At 64.3% G+C, this 15,142-nt stretch carries 18 protein-coding genes; 10 read left to right on the forward strand and 8 right to left on the reverse strand.

What is annotated here, in order from left to right; genetic code table 11:
* The first annotated feature begins 145 nt into the window (after positions 1–145).
* From LOY51_RS02325 to LOY51_RS02365, 9 genes are all read left to right on the forward strand, one after another.
* Positions 146–1,393: an ABC transporter permease gene (locus tag LOY51_RS02325; RefSeq protein WP_110994272.1), complete on the forward strand. Its 1,248-nt coding sequence runs from the start codon at positions 146–148 to the stop codon at positions 1,391–1,393.
* Between the two features lie 11 nt (positions 1,394–1,404).
* Entirely contained in the window at positions 1,405–2,232 is an 828-nt protein-coding gene (locus LOY51_RS02330) for an ABC transporter permease (protein WP_125462360.1), read from the forward strand.
* Positions 2,233–2,522: 290 nt separating this feature from the next.
* On the forward strand, positions 2,523–3,197 hold the full coding sequence (rpe, locus tag LOY51_RS02335; protein WP_125462361.1) for a ribulose-phosphate 3-epimerase: 675 nt from the start codon (positions 2,523–2,525) through the stop codon (positions 3,195–3,197).
* Positions 3,194–4,012, forward strand: coding sequence for a phosphoglycolate phosphatase (locus LOY51_RS02340; RefSeq protein ID WP_125857220.1), 819 nt, complete (start codon positions 3,194–3,196; stop codon positions 4,010–4,012). Before rpe ends, LOY51_RS02340 begins: the two co-directional genes overlap by 4 nt.
* A gap of 70 nt (positions 4,013–4,082) precedes the next feature.
* Positions 4,083–5,564, forward strand: a complete 1,482-nt coding sequence (gene trpE, locus LOY51_RS02345; protein WP_258644196.1) for an anthranilate synthase component I — start codon at positions 4,083–4,085, stop codon at positions 5,562–5,564.
* Between the two features lie 75 nt (positions 5,565–5,639).
* Entirely contained in the window at positions 5,640–6,233 is a 594-nt protein-coding gene (locus tag LOY51_RS02350) for an aminodeoxychorismate/anthranilate synthase component II (protein WP_125857222.1), read from the forward strand.
* A 9-nt stretch (positions 6,234–6,242) separates the two neighbouring features.
* On the forward strand, positions 6,243–7,292 hold the full coding sequence (gene trpD, locus LOY51_RS02355) for an anthranilate phosphoribosyltransferase (RefSeq protein ID WP_125857223.1): 1,050 nt from the start codon (positions 6,243–6,245) through the stop codon (positions 7,290–7,292).
* The gene (trpC, locus tag LOY51_RS02360; RefSeq protein ID WP_258644197.1) at positions 7,289–8,122 is read left to right on the forward strand and encodes an indole-3-glycerol phosphate synthase TrpC; all 834 of its coding nucleotides are present in this window, start codon (positions 7,289–7,291) and stop codon (positions 8,120–8,122) included. The genes trpD and trpC overlap by 4 nt, the downstream gene beginning before the upstream one ends.
* 167 nt (positions 8,123–8,289) lie before the next feature.
* A complete protein-coding gene (locus LOY51_RS02365) occupies positions 8,290–8,994 on the forward strand; it encodes a lipoate--protein ligase family protein (RefSeq protein WP_258644198.1) in 705 nt (234 codons plus the stop codon).
* Here the strand turns inward: LOY51_RS02365 and crp are convergent.
* Positions 8,991–9,635, reverse strand: a complete 645-nt coding sequence (gene crp, locus LOY51_RS02370) for a cAMP-activated global transcriptional regulator CRP (RefSeq protein WP_110994327.1) — start codon at positions 9,633–9,635, stop codon at positions 8,991–8,993. The genes LOY51_RS02365 and crp overlap by 4 nt on opposite strands.
* A 191-nt stretch (positions 9,636–9,826) precedes the next feature.
* Here crp and LOY51_RS02375 point away from each other — a divergent pair, with 191 nt between their 5' ends.
* Positions 9,827–10,249: an OsmC family protein gene (locus LOY51_RS02375; RefSeq protein ID WP_110994264.1), complete on the forward strand. Its 423-nt coding sequence runs from the start codon at positions 9,827–9,829 to the stop codon at positions 10,247–10,249.
* A gap of 20 nt (positions 10,250–10,269) precedes the next feature.
* Here LOY51_RS02375 and LOY51_RS02380 read toward each other — a convergent pair whose 3' ends face one another.
* The 7 genes from LOY51_RS02380 to hemJ form a co-directional block, all read right to left on the reverse strand.
* On the reverse strand, positions 10,270–10,701 hold the full coding sequence (locus LOY51_RS02380) for a hypothetical protein (RefSeq protein WP_258644199.1): 432 nt from the start codon (positions 10,699–10,701) through the stop codon (positions 10,270–10,272).
* Complete coding sequence (locus tag LOY51_RS02385) at positions 10,698–11,735, reverse strand: DUF2157 domain-containing protein (protein WP_258644200.1); 1,038 nt, start codon at positions 11,733–11,735, stop codon at positions 10,698–10,700. Before LOY51_RS02385 ends, LOY51_RS02380 begins: the two co-directional genes overlap by 4 nt.
* 10 nt (positions 11,736–11,745) lie before the next feature.
* Complete coding sequence (coq7, locus tag LOY51_RS02390) at positions 11,746–12,393, reverse strand: 2-polyprenyl-3-methyl-6-methoxy-1,4-benzoquinone monooxygenase (RefSeq protein ID WP_258644201.1); 648 nt, start codon at positions 12,391–12,393, stop codon at positions 11,746–11,748.
* A 65-nt stretch (positions 12,394–12,458) separates the two neighbouring features.
* Positions 12,459–12,797 carry a histidine triad nucleotide-binding protein gene (locus LOY51_RS02395; protein WP_125857226.1) on the reverse strand — a complete coding sequence of 113 codons (339 nt, stop codon included), beginning with the start codon at positions 12,795–12,797 and terminating at the stop codon, positions 12,459–12,461.
* Between the two features lie 64 nt (positions 12,798–12,861).
* Positions 12,862–13,638, reverse strand: coding sequence for an SDR family NAD(P)-dependent oxidoreductase (locus tag LOY51_RS02400; RefSeq protein WP_258644202.1), 777 nt, complete (start codon positions 13,636–13,638; stop codon positions 12,862–12,864).
* A gap of 51 nt (positions 13,639–13,689) precedes the next feature.
* Complete coding sequence (locus tag LOY51_RS02405) at positions 13,690–14,646, reverse strand: NAD(P)H-dependent flavin oxidoreductase (RefSeq protein WP_258644203.1); 957 nt, start codon at positions 14,644–14,646, stop codon at positions 13,690–13,692.
* 30 nt (positions 14,647–14,676) lie between these two features.
* Positions 14,677–15,102 (reverse strand): protoporphyrinogen oxidase HemJ, encoded by a 426-nt coding sequence (gene hemJ, locus LOY51_RS02410; RefSeq protein WP_110994259.1) that lies wholly within the window; start codon positions 15,100–15,102, stop codon positions 14,677–14,679.
* Positions 15,103–15,142 lie beyond the last annotated feature (40 nt).

A 15,142-nucleotide genomic window follows, 5' to 3' on the forward strand; every position in this document is an offset into this window, starting at 1 on the left:
CGGCAAGCCGGCTCCCACAGGTAAAGCGTCAAGCCTGAGGGTGTCGCACTACTTGTGGGAGCCGGCTTGCCGGCGATGGGGCGCGCAGCGGCCCCAATTGCAGCTTTACCAGGCTCCCTGTTTCCCTGTTTTCCCGGAGTTCGCCATGGCCATTGCAGTGCCCCTCAACGAAGGCGCAGGTAAAAGCCTCAAACAGCGCCTCAAGCATGCCGAGCGGGTCAACCGCTGGAAGGCCCAGGCGTTGATCGCGCCGCTGGCGCTGTTCCTCCTGCTGGTGTTCCTGGTGCCGATTGCGGCGCTGCTATACAAGAGCGTCGGCAACCCCGAAGTGGTCGCCGGCCTGCCGCGCACCGTCGAGGCCGTGGCGCAGTGGGACGGCAAGAGCCTGCCCGGCGAGGAGGCCTACAAGGCCCTGAGCCAGGACCTGGCCGAATCACGCAAGAACCAGACGCTGGGCGATCTGTCCAAACGCCTGAACATGGAACTGGCCGGCTACCGCAGCCTGCTGGCCAAGACTGCGCGGGCCCTGCCGTTCAAGGCGGAGCCCGCTTCTTATAAAGATGCCTTGCAGACGCTGGACGAGCGCTGGGGTGACCCGGCCTACTGGCAGGCAATCCGCCGCAACACCAGCAGCGTCACGCCGTTCTACCTGCTGGCGGCGCTCGATCACCGTATCGACGACCTCGGTGAGCTGGCCAAGGCCACGCCGGACCAGGCCATCTACCTCGACATCTTTGCCCGCACCCTGTGGATGGGCGTGGTGATCACCGCCATCTGCCTGGTGCTGGCCTATCCGCTGGCCTACCTGCTGGCCAACCTGCCCACCCGGCAGAGCAACCTGCTGATGATCCTGGTGCTGCTGCCGTTCTGGACCTCGATCCTGGTGCGGGTGGCGGCGTGGATCGTGCTGCTGCAGTCGGGCGGGCTGATCAACAGCGCGCTGATGGCCATGGGCATCATCGACCAGCCGCTGGAACTGGTGTTCAACCGCACTGGCGTGTACATCTCGATGGTGCACATCCTGCTGCCGTTCATGATCCTGCCGCTGTACAGCGTGATGAAGGGTATCTCGCCCAGCTACATGCGTGCGGCGATCTCGCTGGGCTGCCACCCGTTCGCCAGCTTCTGGCGGGTGTACTTCCCGCAGACCTACGCCGGCGTCGGTGCCGGTTGCCTGTTGGTGTTCATCATCTCGATCGGCTACTACATCACCCCGGCACTGCTGGGCAGCCCGAACGACCAGATGGTCAGCTACTTCGTCGCCTTCTACACCAACACCAGCATCAACTGGGGCATGGCCACCGCGCTGGGCGGGTTGCTGCTGCTGGCCACCGTGGTGCTGTACCTGATCTATAGCTGGCTGGTCGGCGCCAGCCGCCTGCGCCTGAGCTGAGGAGCCTTGTCATGCTGAGCCCCTACATGTCGCCCGTGGAGCGGGTGTGGTTCTACACCTTGCGCATTCTCTGCGGGCTGGTGCTGCTGTTCCTGGTGCTGCCGGTGCTGGTGATCGTGCCGCTGTCGTTCAACAGCGGGAGTTTCCTGGTGTACCCGCTGCAGGGCTTCTCGCTGCACTGGTACCAGGACTTCTTCGCCTCGGCCGAGTGGATGCGTTCGCTGAAGAACAGCATCATCGTCGCCCCGGCGGCGACGGTGCTGGCCATGGTGTTCGGCACCCTGGCCTCGATCGGCCTGACTCGCGGCGACTTCCCCGGCAAGTCGCTGGTGATGGCGCTGGTAATCTCGCCGATGGTGGTGCCGGTGGTGATCATCGGTGTGGCGAGTTATCTGTTCTTTGCCCCCCTGGGCATGGGCAACAGCTTCATCTCGCTGATTCTGGTGCACGCGGTGCTGGGTGTGCCGTTCGTGATCATCACCGTGTCGGCCACGTTGCAGGGCTTCAACTACAACCTGGTGCGTGCGGCAGCCAGCCTTGGCGCTTCGCCGTTGCTGACCTTCCGTCGGGTGACCTTGCCGTTGATTGCCCCTGGGGTGATCTCGGGTGCGCTGTTCGCCTTTGCCACGTCGTTCGATGAAGTGGTGGTCACGTTGTTCCTTGCCGGGCCGGAGCAGGCGACCCTGCCACGGCAGATGTTCAGCGGCATTCGTGAGAACCTCAGCCCGACCATCGCGGCGGCGGCGACCTTGCTGATCGCGTTTTCGGTGGTGCTGCTGCTGACCCTGGAGTGGTTGCGCGGGCGCAGCGAGAAGTTGAGGACCCAGCAGCCGGGCTGATTTTCGGATGCCTGTACCGGCCTCTTCGCGGGTAAACCCGCTCTCACATGGACCGCGCTAACCTCGAGGCAAGCATCGTACCTGTGGGAGCTGGCTTGCAAGCGATGAGGCCAGCACTGACAACATAAGACAGTTGCTCCACAGGTTATGTGCAGCTCTCGAGATCTGCGCGATCCCTGTGGGAGCGGGTTTACCCGCGAAGGGCCGGCACAGGATTGACACCAATCAGCCCCGATCCGCTTCCCTGGGTTACAATGCGCGCCACCGTGATTCTGCCCAACAGGTGCGCCATGCAGCCCTACGCTATTGCCCCCTCCATTCTTTCCGCCGATTTCGCCCGCCTGGGCGAGGACGTCGACAAGGTTCTGGCCGCCGGGGCCGACATCGTCCACTTCGATGTCATGGACAACCACTACGTACCCAACCTGACCATCGGCCCGATGGTCTGCACCGCGCTGCGCAAGTACGGCGTGACCGCGCCGATCGACGTGCACCTGATGGTGAGCCCGGTCGATCGCATCATCGGCGACTTCATCGAAGCCGGCGCCACCTACATCACCTTCCACCCGGAAGCCACCCAGCACATCGACCGCTCGCTGCAGCTGATCCGCGACGGCGGCTGCAAGGCCGGCCTGGTGTTCAACCCGGCCACCGGCCTGGATGCGCTGAAGTACGTGATGGACAAGATCGACATGGTCCTGCTGATGAGCGTCAACCCAGGCTTCGGCGGGCAGAAGTTCATCCCCGGTACCCTCGACAAGCTGCGTGAGGCCCGTGCACTGATCGACGCCAGCGGCCGTGATATCCGCCTGGAGATCGACGGCGGCGTCAACGTCAACAACATCCGCGAAATCGCCGCAGCTGGCGCCGACACCTTCGTTGCCGGTTCGGCGATCTTCAACGCCCCGGACTATCAGGAAGTGATCGCCAAGATGCGTGCCGAAATGGCGCTGGCACGCGCATGAGCGGCTTCGAGCAGCTGTTCCCGGGGACGCTGCCCAGGCTGGTGATGTTCGATCTGGATGGCACCCTGATCGATTCGGTCCCCGACCTGGCCGCAGCCGTCGACCGCATGCTGCTCGAACTCGGGCGCGAGCCCGCCGGGCTCGACGCCGTGCGTCACTGGGTGGGCAACGGCGCCCAGGTGCTGGTGCGCCGGGCGCTGGCCGGTGGCCTGGACCACGACAGCGTGGACGATGCCCTGGCCGAGCGCGCGCTGGCGCTGTTCATGGAGGCCTACGCCGACAGCCATGAGTTGACCGTCGTCTACCCCGGTGTACGCGACACCCTGCGCTGGCTGAGCAAGCAGGGCGTGGAGATGGCGCTGATCACCAACAAGCCCGAGCGCTTCGTTGCCCCCTTGCTCGACCAGATGAAGATCGGGCGCTACTTCCGCTGGATCATCGGCGGCGACACCCTGCCACAGAAAAAACCCGACCCGGCGGCGCTGCTGTTCGTGATGCAGATGGCCGGTGTGGCGCCTGCACAGTCGCTGTTCATCGGCGATTCGCGCAGCGACGTGCTGGCGGCGAAAGCAGCCGGGGTGCAGTGCGTCGGCCTGAGCTATGGCTACAACCATGGCCGCCCCATCGACGAGGAGTCTCCCAGCCTGGTGATCAGCGACCTGCGCCTGCTGCTGCCTGGTTGCTTAGTCACCGACACTGGGATAACGTTGGCGGACCTTCAAGCCCCGCACAGCAGAGACAACGACGTGGTGGTTACTGGCAAATTCTGGATGAAAGTCATCAAGGCCCTGGCCCGCTGGCGCTGGCGCGCCTGACTTATGCCCGCCGGCGCCTGCCGGCCCGTCCGCTTGCCTGACCCCATTGCTGCTTGCCACGAGGCTACACATGACCCGCGAAGAATTCCTGCGCCTGGCCGCTGCCGGCTATAACCGCATCCCCCTGGCCCGCGAAACCCTGGCCGACTTCGATACCCCCCTGTCGATCTACCTCAAACTGGCCGACCAACCTAACTCGTACCTGCTCGAATCCGTGCAGGGCGGCGAGAAGTGGGGCCGTTATTCGATGATCGGCCTGCCGTCGCGCACCGTCATGCGTGTGCATGGCTACCACGTGAGCATCCTGCAGGATGGCGTGGAAGTGGAAAGCCATGACGTCGAAGACCCGCTGGCCTTCGTCGAGGCCTTCAAGGATCGCTACAAGGTCGCCGACATTCCGGGCCTGCCGCGTTTCAACGGTGGCCTGGTCGGCTACTTCGGCTACGACTGCGTGCGCTACGTGGAAAAACGCCTGGGCGCCTGCCCGAACCCGGACCCGCTGGGGGTGCCGGACATCCTGCTGATGGTCTCCGACGCCGTGGTGGTGTTCGACAACCTGGCGGGCAAGATGCACGCCATCGTGCTGGTCGACCCCAGCGACGAGCAGGCCTTCGAGCAAGGCCAGGCCCGTCTTGAAGGCCTGCTGGAGAAACTTCGCCAGCCGATCACCCCGCGCCGCGGCCTCGACCTGGATGGCCCGATGGCGGCCGAGCCGGCGTTCCGCTCCAGCTTCACCCAGGGTGACTACGAACGCGCGGTGGACACCGTCAAGGAGTACATCCTCGCCGGTGACTGCATGCAGGTGGTGCCGTCGCAGCGCATGTCCATCGATTTTGCGGCCGCTCCGATCGACCTCTACCGTGCCCTGCGCTGCTTCAACCCGACGCCCTACATGTACTTCTTCAACTTCGGCGACTTCCATGTAGTGGGCAGTTCGCCGGAAGTGCTGGTGCGGGTCGAGGACAACCTGGTCACGGTACGCCCGATCGCCGGTACCCGCCCGCGCGGCGCCACCGAAGAGGCCGACCGCGCCCTGGAAGACGACCTGCTGTCGGATGACAAGGAAATCGCCGAGCACTTGATGCTGATCGACCTGGGCCGCAACGACGTGGGGCGTGTGTCGTCCACCGGCAGCGTGCGCCTGACCGAGAAGATGGTGATCGAGCGCTATTCGAACGTGATGCACATCGTCTCCAATGTCACCGGCCAACTGGCCGAGGGGCTGACGGCAATGGATGCGCTGCGGGCGATCCTGCCGGCGGGCACCCTGTCGGGGGCGCCGAAGATCCGCGCCATGGAAATCATCGATGAGCTGGAACCGGTCAAGCGCGGTGTCTACGGCGGTGCCGTGGGCTACTTCGCCTGGAACGGCAACATGGATACCGCCATCGCCATCCGCACCGCGGTGATCAAGGATGGCGAGCTGCATGTGCAGGCCGGCGGCGGCATCGTCGCCGACTCGGTGCCGGCACTGGAGTGGGAAGAAACCATCAACAAGCGTCGGGCGATGTTCCGCGCGGTGGCCCTCGCCGAGCAGACCAGCAAACGCTGAGCAGGCCGTGGTCCATGAACCCGGCGGGCCGCCACGCGCCCCCGGAGTCCCCCGTATTCAAGAGGTTCGTTCCAGATGCTACTGATGATCGACAACTACGACTCCTTCACCTACAACGTCGTGCAGTACCTCGGCGAGCTGGGTGCCGAGGTCAAGGTCATCCGCAATGACGAGATGACCATCGCCCAGATCGAAGCCCTCAACCCCGAGCGCATCGTGGTTTCCCCCGGCCCCTGCACCCCGAGCGAAGCCGGTGTGTCCATCGAGGCGATCCTGCACTTCGCCGGCAAGTTGCCGATTCTGGGCGTCTGCCTTGGCCATCAGTCGATCGGCCAGGCCTTCGGCGGTGACGTGGTGCGTGCCCGCCAAGTGATGCATGGCAAGACCAGCCCGGTGGTGCACCGTGACCTGGGCGTATTCGCCAGCCTCAACAACCCGCTGACCGTTACCCGTTACCACTCGCTGGTGGTCAAGCGCGAGACGCTGCCGGACTGCCTGGAAGTGACCGCCTGGACCGCCCACGCCGATGGCTCGGTCGACGAGATCATGGGCCTGCGCCACAAGACACTGAATATCGAAGGGGTGCAGTTCCACCCCGAGTCCATCCTGACCGAGCAGGGCCACGAGCTGTTCGCCAATTTCCTCAAGCAGACCGGCGGCCGCCGCTAAGGATCGATCATGGATATCAAGACTGCGTTGAGCCGTATCGTCGGCCACCTGGACCTGAGCACCGATGAAATGCGCGAGGTCATGCGCCAGATCATGACCGGTCAGTGCAGCGAGGCGCAGATCGGCGCCTTCCTGATGGGCATGCGCATGAAGAGCGAAAGCATCGACGAGATCGTCGGCGCGGTGTCGGTGATGCGCGAGCTGGCCGACAAGGTCGAACTCAAGAGCCTCGACGGCGTGGTCGACATCGTCGGCACCGGCGGCGATGGCGCCAACATCTTCAACGTCTCCACCGCGTCGTCGTTCGTCCTCGCGGCCGCCGGCTGCCCGGTGGCCAAGCACGGCAACCGCGCGGTGTCCGGCAAGAGCGGCAGCGCCGACCTGCTGGAAGCCGCCGGTATCTACCTGAACCTCACCCCGGTGCAGGTCGCCCGCTGCATTGACAGCCTGGGGATCGGTTTCATGTTCGCCCAGAGCCACCACAAGGCCATGAAGTATGCCGCCGGCCCGCGTCGCGAGCTGGGGCTGCGCACCCTGTTCAACATGCTCGGCCCGCTTACGAATCCGGCCGGGGTGAAGCATCAGGTGGTCGGGGTGTTCAACCAGGCGCTGTGCCGCCCGCTGGCCGAAGTGCTGCAGCGCCTTGGCAGCAAGCATGTGCTGGTGGTGCATTCCAAGGACGGTCTGGACGAGTTCAGCCTGGCCGCGCCCACCTTCGTTGCCGAACTGAAGAATGACCAGATCACCGAGTATTGGGTCGAGCCCGAAGACCTCGGCATGAAGAGCCAGAGCCTGCACGGCCTGGCGGTCGATGGCCCGCAGGCGTCGCTGGACTTGATCCGTGACGCATTGGGCCGGCGCAAGACCGAGAACGGCCAGAAGGCCGCCGAAATGATCGTGCTCAATGCCGGTGCGGCGCTGTACGCCGCCGATCACGCCATGACCCTGGCCCAGGGCGTGGAACTGGCCCACGACGTGCTGCACACCGGGCTGGCCTGGGAAAAGCTGCAGGAGCTGGGCGCCTTTACCGCGGTATTCAAAGTGGAGAACGAAGCATGAGCGTGCCGACGGTGCTGGAAAGGATCATCGCCCGCAAGTTCCAGGAAGTGGCCGAGCGCAGTGCGCGGGTCAGCCTCGCCGAACTGGAGCGCCTGGCCAAGGCGGCTGACGCCCCGCGCGGCTTCGCCAATGCCCTGATCGAGCAGGCCAAGCGCAAGCAGCCGGCGGTGATCGCCGAAATCAAGAAGGCTTCGCCAAGCAAGGGTGTGATTCGCGAGCACTTCGTGCCGGCCGAGATCGCGGTCAGCTATGAAAAAGGCGGGGCGACCTGCCTGTCGGTGCTGACCGACGTGGATTACTTCCAGGGTGCCGACGCGTACCTGCAGCAGGCCCGCGCCGCGGTGTCGCTGCCGGTGATCCGCAAGGACTTCATGGTTGACCCGTACCAGATCGTCGAAGCTCGCGCCTTGGGGGCCGATTGCGTGCTGCTTATCGTCTCGGCGCTGGATGACGTGAAGATGGCCGAGCTGGCCGCCACGGCCAAGGACGTCGGCCTCGACGTGCTGGTCGAAGTGCACGACGGCGATGAGCTGGAGCGCGCGCTGAAGACCCTCGATACCCCGCTGGTCGGCGTCAACAACCGTAACCTGCACACCTTCGAGGTCAGCCTGGAGACCACGCTCGACCTGCTGCCGCGCATCCCCCGCGATCGCCTGGCCATCACCGAGAGTGGCATCCTCAATCGGGCCGATGTCGAGTTGATGGCAATCAACGAGGTGTATTCGTTCCTGGTTGGCGAGGCGTTCATGCGCGCCGAACAGCCGGGGCTGGAACTGCAGCGGCTGTTCTTCCCTGATCAGGTGAAGAAGACCGTTCAACAACTGGACTGAGCAAACGAAGCCGGCGTTTCTGCCGGCTTTTTTATATGCCTGCAATGGCCCTTTCGCGGGTAAACCCGCTCCCACAGGTCCATCACAGGCCTCTAAGGCAGCACGTACCCTGTGGGAGCGGGTTTACCCGCGAAGAGGCCGGCAAAGATAACAACATAGGTGGATCAATGACCGATCAACCCCTGGCCCTGACTGTCGAACAGGGCCTGCACGCTGAGCAGGAATTGCTGGCCGCCGTGTGCCGTGGCGAGCGTGACGCTGGCGTGCTGTTCTGGCGCCCCACCGATCATGCGCTGGTGATGCCACGCCGGATGAGTCGTCTGGATAACTTCGAAGCCGCCTGCGCCGAGTTGGCGATCGCCGGCTGGCCGGTACTGCTGCGCGAAACCGGTGGTGAGCCTGTGCCGCAGTCGCACTCAACCGTGAACGTGGCGCTGGTCTACGTCGCACCGCGCAGCGAAGGCGATCACGGGCGCATCGAGAATGCCTACGAGCGACTGTGCCTGCCACTGTGCGATGTACTGCGCGAGTGGGGTGGGGTGGCGTCGGTGGGGGAAATCGATGGCGCCTTCTGCGATGGCCGTTACAACGTCAACCTGAACGGCCGCAAACTGGTCGGCACTGCCCAGCGCTGGCGCCAGGGCCTGGGTGGCAAGCGCCCGGTGGTGTTGGTGCATGGTGCACTGCTGCTGGACAACGAGCGCGAATCGATGGCGGCGGCGGTCAATCGTTTCAATGAATGTTGCGAGCTTGAACAGCGTTGCCGGGCCGACAGCCATATCGCCTTGCATGAAGTGGCGCCACAGGCGCCCTGGTTCGAGCGCCTTTCCTTGGCCTATGCCGAAGTCATTGCCGGGTTGCCCAAGGACTAACGGGTGCCGTAGACCACCATGGTCTTGCCCTTCACCTGCACCAGGCTGCGCTCCTCGAGATCCTTGAGGACGCGGCCGACCATTTCCCGCGAACAGCCGACGATGCGTCCGATCTCCTGGCGGGTGATCTTGATCTGCATGCCGTCGGGGTGGGTCATGGCGTCTGGCTGCCTGCACAGTTCGAGCAGGCAACGGGCAACCCGGCCGGTCACGTCGAAGAAGGCCAGGTCGCCGACCTTGCGCGTGGTGTTGCGCAGCCGCTGGGCCATTTGCGCGCCGAGGGCGTAGAGAATCTCCGGGTCCTGGCGGCCCAGCTCGCGGAATTTGTCGTAGCTGATCTCGGCCACTTCGCATTCGGTCTTGGCCCGCACCCAGGCGCTGCGCTGATGCTCCTGGCCGGCGGGCTCGAACAGGCCCAGCTCACCAAAGAAGTCGCCGTTGTTGAGGTAGGCGATGATCATCTCGTGGCCGTCGTCGTCCTCGATCAGGATGGTCACCGAGCCTTTGATGATGAACGAGAGGGTCTCGGCCCGGTCGCCCGCGCAGATGATGTTGCTTTTGGCGGCGTAGCGACGGCGCTGGCAGTGCACCAGCAGCTTTTCGATGTTCTTGATCTTGGGCGCAAGGGCTGAGGAGACCATCACGAAATCCTGTTCGATGTGAGGCATTGGCTTTTTATTGAGGCTGCCTGGCGTGATGCGCCAGTCATTTGGCGCCAGCTTATCAGACACGTGTCCATGTATCGGCATTAAAGCGCTGCGCCTTGAGCTTTTCCGACAGCGTCACAAGGTCTAAGCTGGCACCCTTTTTACGAGATCGGGAGTCCGGATAGATGAAGGCACGCATCCAGTGGGCGGGTGAAGCAATGTTCCTCGGCGAGTCGGGGAGTGGCCATGTGGTGGTCATGGACGGCCCGCCCGAAGCCGGCGGCCGCAACCTTGGCGTGCGCCCGATGGAAATGCTGCTGTTGGGGCTGGGCGGTTGCAGCAGCTTCGACGTGGTCAGCATCCTCAAGAAGTCGCGTCAGGCGGTGGAGAGCTGCGAAGCTTTCCTGGAAGCCGAGCGCGCCAGTGAGGACCCCAAGGTGTTCACCAAGATCCATATGAACTTCGTGGTCAAAGGGCGTGGGCTGAAAGAAGCACAGGTCAAGCGCGCGGTGGAGCTGTCGGCCGAAAAATATTGCTCGGCATCGATCATGCTCGAGCGAGCCGGGGTGGAAATCACCCACGGTTACGAGATTGTCGAACTCGCGTGACCGGCAATGGCGCCTGGTTGTCAGGCGCTTTGCAGGTTCAGCCGCTCAGCGGCCAGTAGCCAGGCGACGCCCGGGGCGAGCGCGAGCAGCAGCAACGGGATGTTGAACAGCAGTAGCCCGAGTATTTCGCTGGTGCTCCAGGTGTTGCCGAAACTTTGGGCAAACAGCATGCACTGCAGCAGTGCCGTGACCAAGGCGGCCAAGCTGAACAGGGCGATGAGCGTACGACGCTTGCGGCAGTTGTAAGCCGGCAGAAGGAACAGCAGCAGCCCAGGCACTGTGAACAGCAGCAGCTCGACCACACTGTTGCTGTCGGGCTCGCCGAGGTCTGGCAGTTGCAGGCTGAATGCGGTTTGCCTGATGGCCGCCGTCATCAGGCAGACAAACGCATAGGCAACCGGTATCAGCCCGAGGCTTTGCAGCAACCGAGCCGTGGTCAGTCGGAACTTCAACGGCGCAACGCCGGCAGCAACTGCAACAGGCGCTCGGGTAGCTTGGCCCGCAGCTGTGCACTCAAGGCTTCCCGTCGTTTCTGGTACAGCAGGCCCAGGCCGATGACGCCAAGGCCGATCAGGGTGAGCACCAGCGGGAACAGCAGCGAGTCGGCAAATACCTCGTAGGACAGATAGCCGAGGTAGGCCGCCACGCCCATCGCCCCGAATACCATGAACACCGGCCGGCGCAACAACACGGCCAGCCCCATCAGCCCCAGGTTGATCAGGCAATACAATGCCTTGCCCAGTTCGCTGGCGCTGTCCATCGACGTCAGCCCGCCCCAGAACGCCAGCAGGCCTGCCAGATAGCCCCAGCCAGCGTAGTCCTGGCGGGTGCGGCCATCGACACCGACGAACACCACCAGGACGACCAGGCCGAACCACACCGAGACCGTTCGTCGCTGCTCCCAGCTGAACACATCGCCATACACCCACTCGGTCAGGTCCATGGACATGAACCACAGTGCGAGTGCGATCGGCATGACGATGAACGGGAAGGGCACCAGGCGCAGCATCAGCAGGCCAGCCACCACGGTTGCGGCCTCCATGGCCAGCCAGCCGCCCTGCACATAGGTGTAGTACTGGTGATAGTCACCCTGGGCATCGTCCAGCGGCCACCAGCCCACCAGCCGTTCCACGGCGAAAACCGCCAGCGGCACGATACTCACCGCGACGGCCGCCAGCACGCCGGCGGCGATGGGCTGCCCACGGCGTTGCAGGGACAGGGCGAACAGGGTGAGGGTGGCGATGTAGAGCAGGGCGATGGCCAGCAGTGCACTGTCGCCGATCCGCATCCAGGCTTCGGTGAGCAACCAGCCCATCGCCCCCATGATCAGCAGGGCGCCGAAGTAGAAGGCGACGTGGGCCAGCTGGAAGCTGCCGCGGCTTTGTGGCTGCTGGCGCAGGAAGTCCAGCAGCGCATGGTCCTGGCCCGGTTGCAGTACACCGGCGTCTACCGCGCGTGCCAGGTCCTTGGCGTCGAAGCGTTCCATGCGCTGTGCCTCAGATGCGGTAGGTGCTCTTGGTCATGACCTTGGCCATCAGGCTCATGCCGAACCGGATGGGCGCCGGGAAACGATAGCCACCAGCTTCCAGCGCGGACTCGGCGTGGTGCTCTTCGTCGACGCGCATCTGTTCGAGGATGGCGCGGGATTTGCTATCGCTCTCGGGGATCTGCTCAAGGTGCTCGTCCAGGTGTTTGCACACCTGATGCTCGGTGGCGGCGACGAAACCCAGGCTGACCTTGTCGCTGACCAGGCCGGCGAGTGCGCCGATGCCGAAGGACATGCCATAGAACAACGGGTTGAGCACGCTGGGGTGGCTGTTGAGCTGGCGAATACGCTGCTCGCACCAGGCCAGGTGGTCGATTTCTTCTTCTGCCGCATGCTCCATGGCCTTGCGCACCTGGGGCAGCTTGGCGGTCAGGGCCTGGCCCTGGTAGAGCGCCTGGGCGCAGACTTCACCGGTGTGGTTGATGCGCATCAGGCCGGCGACATGGCGGCTCTGCTGCTCGTCGAGTTCGGCGTCGGGCTGGATGATCGCCGGTGACGGGCGCGAAGGTTGGCCGCTGAAGGGGAGCAGGGTGCGCATGGCGGTATCGGCCTGCAGCAACAAGCGGTCGAGCGGCGAGTAGTGACGTTCGGTAGCCATCGGGCACCTCCACTAGAGTGTGCCCGACAGTTTACCGCAATCGGCTGGAGGGGGCTTGCCCTGGATCAGCCCGGTGGCCAGTGCATCTGGCGCTGGCCAAGCACGTGCATATGGATGTGGTAGACGGTCTGGCCACCTTGGGGGTTGCAGTTCATGACGACGCGGAAGCCTTCCTCGCAGCCTTGCTCGATGGCCAGGCGCTGGGCGGTGAAGAGGATGTGCCCGGCCAGGGCTTTGTCTTCTTCGGTCAGGTCGTTGAGGGTGCGGATGTGTTTCTTCGGGATGACCAGGAAATGGACCGGCGCCGCGGGGGCGATATCCTTGAAGGCGAGGATCTGGTCATCTTCGTAGATGATATCCGCCGGGATTTCCCGGTTGATGATTTTGAGGAATAGATCGTCCACAGCACATGCTCCATGGTGAGTGTCCGGGCCGAGTGTACTGAGCCCGCTGCCACTCGCCCAGTGCTTATTCCATGCCGACCGGGCAGTAGCGGCGGTGGATCACGCCGGCCAGCTTGCGCGCCAACCAGCGCGGCAACAGGCGCGGGGCAAAGGCCAGCCAGCGGTTGCGCCGGCCTGGGATGATCCGCGCGCGGTTCTTGTCCAGGGCGCGTACTGTGTACAGCGCGATCTCCTCGGGGCTCGGGCTGTTGTCGTCGAGGCGGGGAATACGCCGGCGCGATGAACGAACCGGCCCTGGGCACAGCACCGAGACTTTGATCCCGGCGCGCCCGAGCTCTTCGCGCAAGGCTTCGCTGAAGCTGAGCACATAGGCCTTGCTGGCGGCGTAGGCGGCCATCCAGGGGCCGGGCGCGACCCCGGCCAGGCCTGCGACATTGAGGATCTGTCCGCCACCCTGCACGGCCATCAGGTTGCCGATGGCATGGCACAGGCGGCTCAGGGCCAGGATATTGACCTCCAGCAGGTCCTGCTCGTCGGCCCATTCATGGGCAAGGAAGGGCCCGTAGGTGCGTTGGCCTGCGCAGTTGACCAGCAGGTCGATGCGCCGCTCGCCTTCCTCCAGCTCAAGCACGAACCCCGACAGGCGCAGGGGCTGGCTGAGGTCGCAGGCGCGGAACAGCACTTCCACGCCAAAACGCTGGGTCAGTTCGATGGCCACCGGCTCCAGCGTCTCGCGCTGGCGTGCCACCAGGATCAGATTGCGCCCGCGCCGCGCCAGGGCCTCCGCCAGGGCCAGGCCCAGGCCGGTGGAAGCGCCGGTAATCATGGCGTAACGGGTCATGCAAGGCTCCTGGGGCGTAAGGGGCGCCTAGTTTACAGCCTGGTTGGTTTGCTACAAGGCGTTGCTGCGTAGCTGTTGGGCGCGATCCAGGGCGCCTCGGTATTCGCTGTGCAGGCGTTCGATCAGGGCTGCGGCGCTGGGCAGGTCGTTGATCTCGCCGACGCCCTGGCCTGCGGACCAGACGGTCTTCCAGGCCTTGGCTTCCTCGTCCAGCGGCTTGAGCTTGCCGGCCTCATGGCTGCTGGTGAGCGCCGCCAGGTCGTAACCGGCATGGTCCAGGCTTTGCCGCAGAAAGCTGGCAGGGATGCCGGATACTGCTGGCGTATGGATGATATCGGCGGCGGTTGCGCCGAGGATCATCTGTTTATAGGCGTCCTGTGCCTGGCTCTCACGGGTGGCGATGAAGCGTGTGCCCATGTAGCCCAGGTCTGCCCCCAGCAATTGTGCCGCGAGCAATTCGTGGCCATGGTTGAGGCAGCCTGCCAGCAGCAGGGTCTTGTCGAAGAACTGGCGGATCTCGGCGATCAGGGCGAACGGGCTCCAAGTCCCGGCATGGCCACCAGCGCCTGCTGCCACGGCGATCAGTCCATCGACACCGGCCTCTGCCGCTTTCTGCGCGTGGCGCCGGGTGGTCACGTCATGGAACACCAGGCCGCCGTAGCTGTGCACTGCGTCCACCACCTCCTTCACTGCACCGAGGCTGGTGATGACGATGGGCACGCGATGCTCGACGCACAGGGCCAGGTCGGCCTGCAGACGCGGATTGCTCGGATGGACGATCAGGTTGACTGCATAGGGTGCTGGCGCCTGCAACTGAGCCAGGCCTGCTTCGATCTCCTCCAGCCAGGCCTTGAAGCCGGCGCTGTCGCGCTGGTTGAGCGCAGGGAAGCTGCCCACCACACCGCTGGCGCAACAGGCCAGCACCAGTTGCGGATTGGAAATCAGGAACATCGGCGCGGCCACCAGTGGCAGGCGCAGCCGCTGTTGCAGCAAGGCGGGCAGGGACATGGCGAAACTCCTGTGCAGGGCGGGTTATCGTCAGAACGGTTTGACCACCACCAGAATTACGATCCCCAGCAGGATCAGTACCGGCGCCTCGTTGAACCAGCGGTAGTACACATGGCTGCGGGTATTGGTGCCGGCGGCGAAGCGTTTGCGCTGGGCGCCGCAGATATGATGGTAGGCGGTCAGCAGCACCACCAGGGTCAACTTGGCGTGCAGCCAGCCCTGGCTCAGCCAGCCGGGGTTGAGGTAGAGCATCCAGCCGCCGAACACATAGGTGGCGATCATCGCCGGGTTCATGATGCCCCGGTACAGCTTGCGTTCCATGGTGATGAAGCGGTCGAGGCTGATGCTGTCCTGGCTCTGGGCGTGGTAGACGAACAGGCGTGGCAGGTAGAACAGGCCGGCGAACCAGCAAACCACGCTGACGATGTGCAGCGCCTTGATCCATAGATAGAGCATGTGCGGTTCCTTCAGGTTTTCACGGTCGTGCGAATAGTAG

It is taken from the genome of Pseudomonas sichuanensis (assembly GCF_024749065.1).
GTDB lineage: Bacteria > Pseudomonadota > Gammaproteobacteria > Pseudomonadales > Pseudomonadaceae > Aquipseudomonas > Aquipseudomonas sichuanensis.

Excerpts from the sequence above, each read along its gene's own strand:
- crp (WP_110994327.1), bottom strand. The coding sequence starts at position 9,635 with ATGGTCTCCTCAGCCCTTGCGCCCAAGATCAAGAACATCGAAAAGCTG.
- LOY51_RS02330 (WP_125462360.1), top strand. The coding sequence starts at position 1,405 with ATGCTGAGCCCCTACATGTCGCCCGTGGAGCGGGTGTGGTTCTACACC.
- trpE (WP_258644196.1), top strand. The coding sequence starts at position 4,083 with ATGACCCGCGAAGAATTCCTGCGCCTGGCCGCTGCCGGCTATAACCGC.
- LOY51_RS02365 (WP_258644198.1), top strand. The coding sequence starts at position 8,290 with ATGACCGATCAACCCCTGGCCCTGACTGTCGAACAGGGCCTGCACGCT.
- LOY51_RS02340 (WP_125857220.1), top strand. The coding sequence starts at position 3,194 with ATGAGCGGCTTCGAGCAGCTGTTCCCGGGGACGCTGCCCAGGCTGGTG.
- coq7 (WP_258644201.1), bottom strand. The coding sequence starts at position 12,393 with ATGGCTACCGAACGTCACTACTCGCCGCTCGACCGCTTGTTGCTGCAG.
- LOY51_RS02405 (WP_258644203.1), bottom strand. The coding sequence starts at position 14,646 with ATGTCCCTGCCCGCCTTGCTGCAACAGCGGCTGCGCCTGCCACTGGTG.
- trpC (WP_258644197.1), top strand. The coding sequence starts at position 7,289 with ATGAGCGTGCCGACGGTGCTGGAAAGGATCATCGCCCGCAAGTTCCAG.
- LOY51_RS02385 (WP_258644200.1), bottom strand. The coding sequence starts at position 11,735 with ATGGAACGCTTCGACGCCAAGGACCTGGCACGCGCGGTAGACGCCGGT.
- LOY51_RS02375 (WP_110994264.1), top strand. The coding sequence starts at position 9,827 with ATGAAGGCACGCATCCAGTGGGCGGGTGAAGCAATGTTCCTCGGCGAG.
- LOY51_RS02350 (WP_125857222.1), top strand. The coding sequence starts at position 5,640 with ATGCTACTGATGATCGACAACTACGACTCCTTCACCTACAACGTCGTG.
- LOY51_RS02325 (WP_110994272.1), top strand. The coding sequence starts at position 146 with ATGGCCATTGCAGTGCCCCTCAACGAAGGCGCAGGTAAAAGCCTCAAA.
- trpD (WP_125857223.1), top strand. The coding sequence starts at position 6,243 with ATGGATATCAAGACTGCGTTGAGCCGTATCGTCGGCCACCTGGACCTG.
- LOY51_RS02400 (WP_258644202.1), bottom strand. The coding sequence starts at position 13,638 with ATGACCCGTTACGCCATGATTACCGGCGCTTCCACCGGCCTGGGCCTG.
- rpe (WP_125462361.1), top strand. The coding sequence starts at position 2,523 with ATGCAGCCCTACGCTATTGCCCCCTCCATTCTTTCCGCCGATTTCGCC.
- hemJ (WP_110994259.1), bottom strand. The coding sequence starts at position 15,102 with ATGCTCTATCTATGGATCAAGGCGCTGCACATCGTCAGCGTGGTTTGC.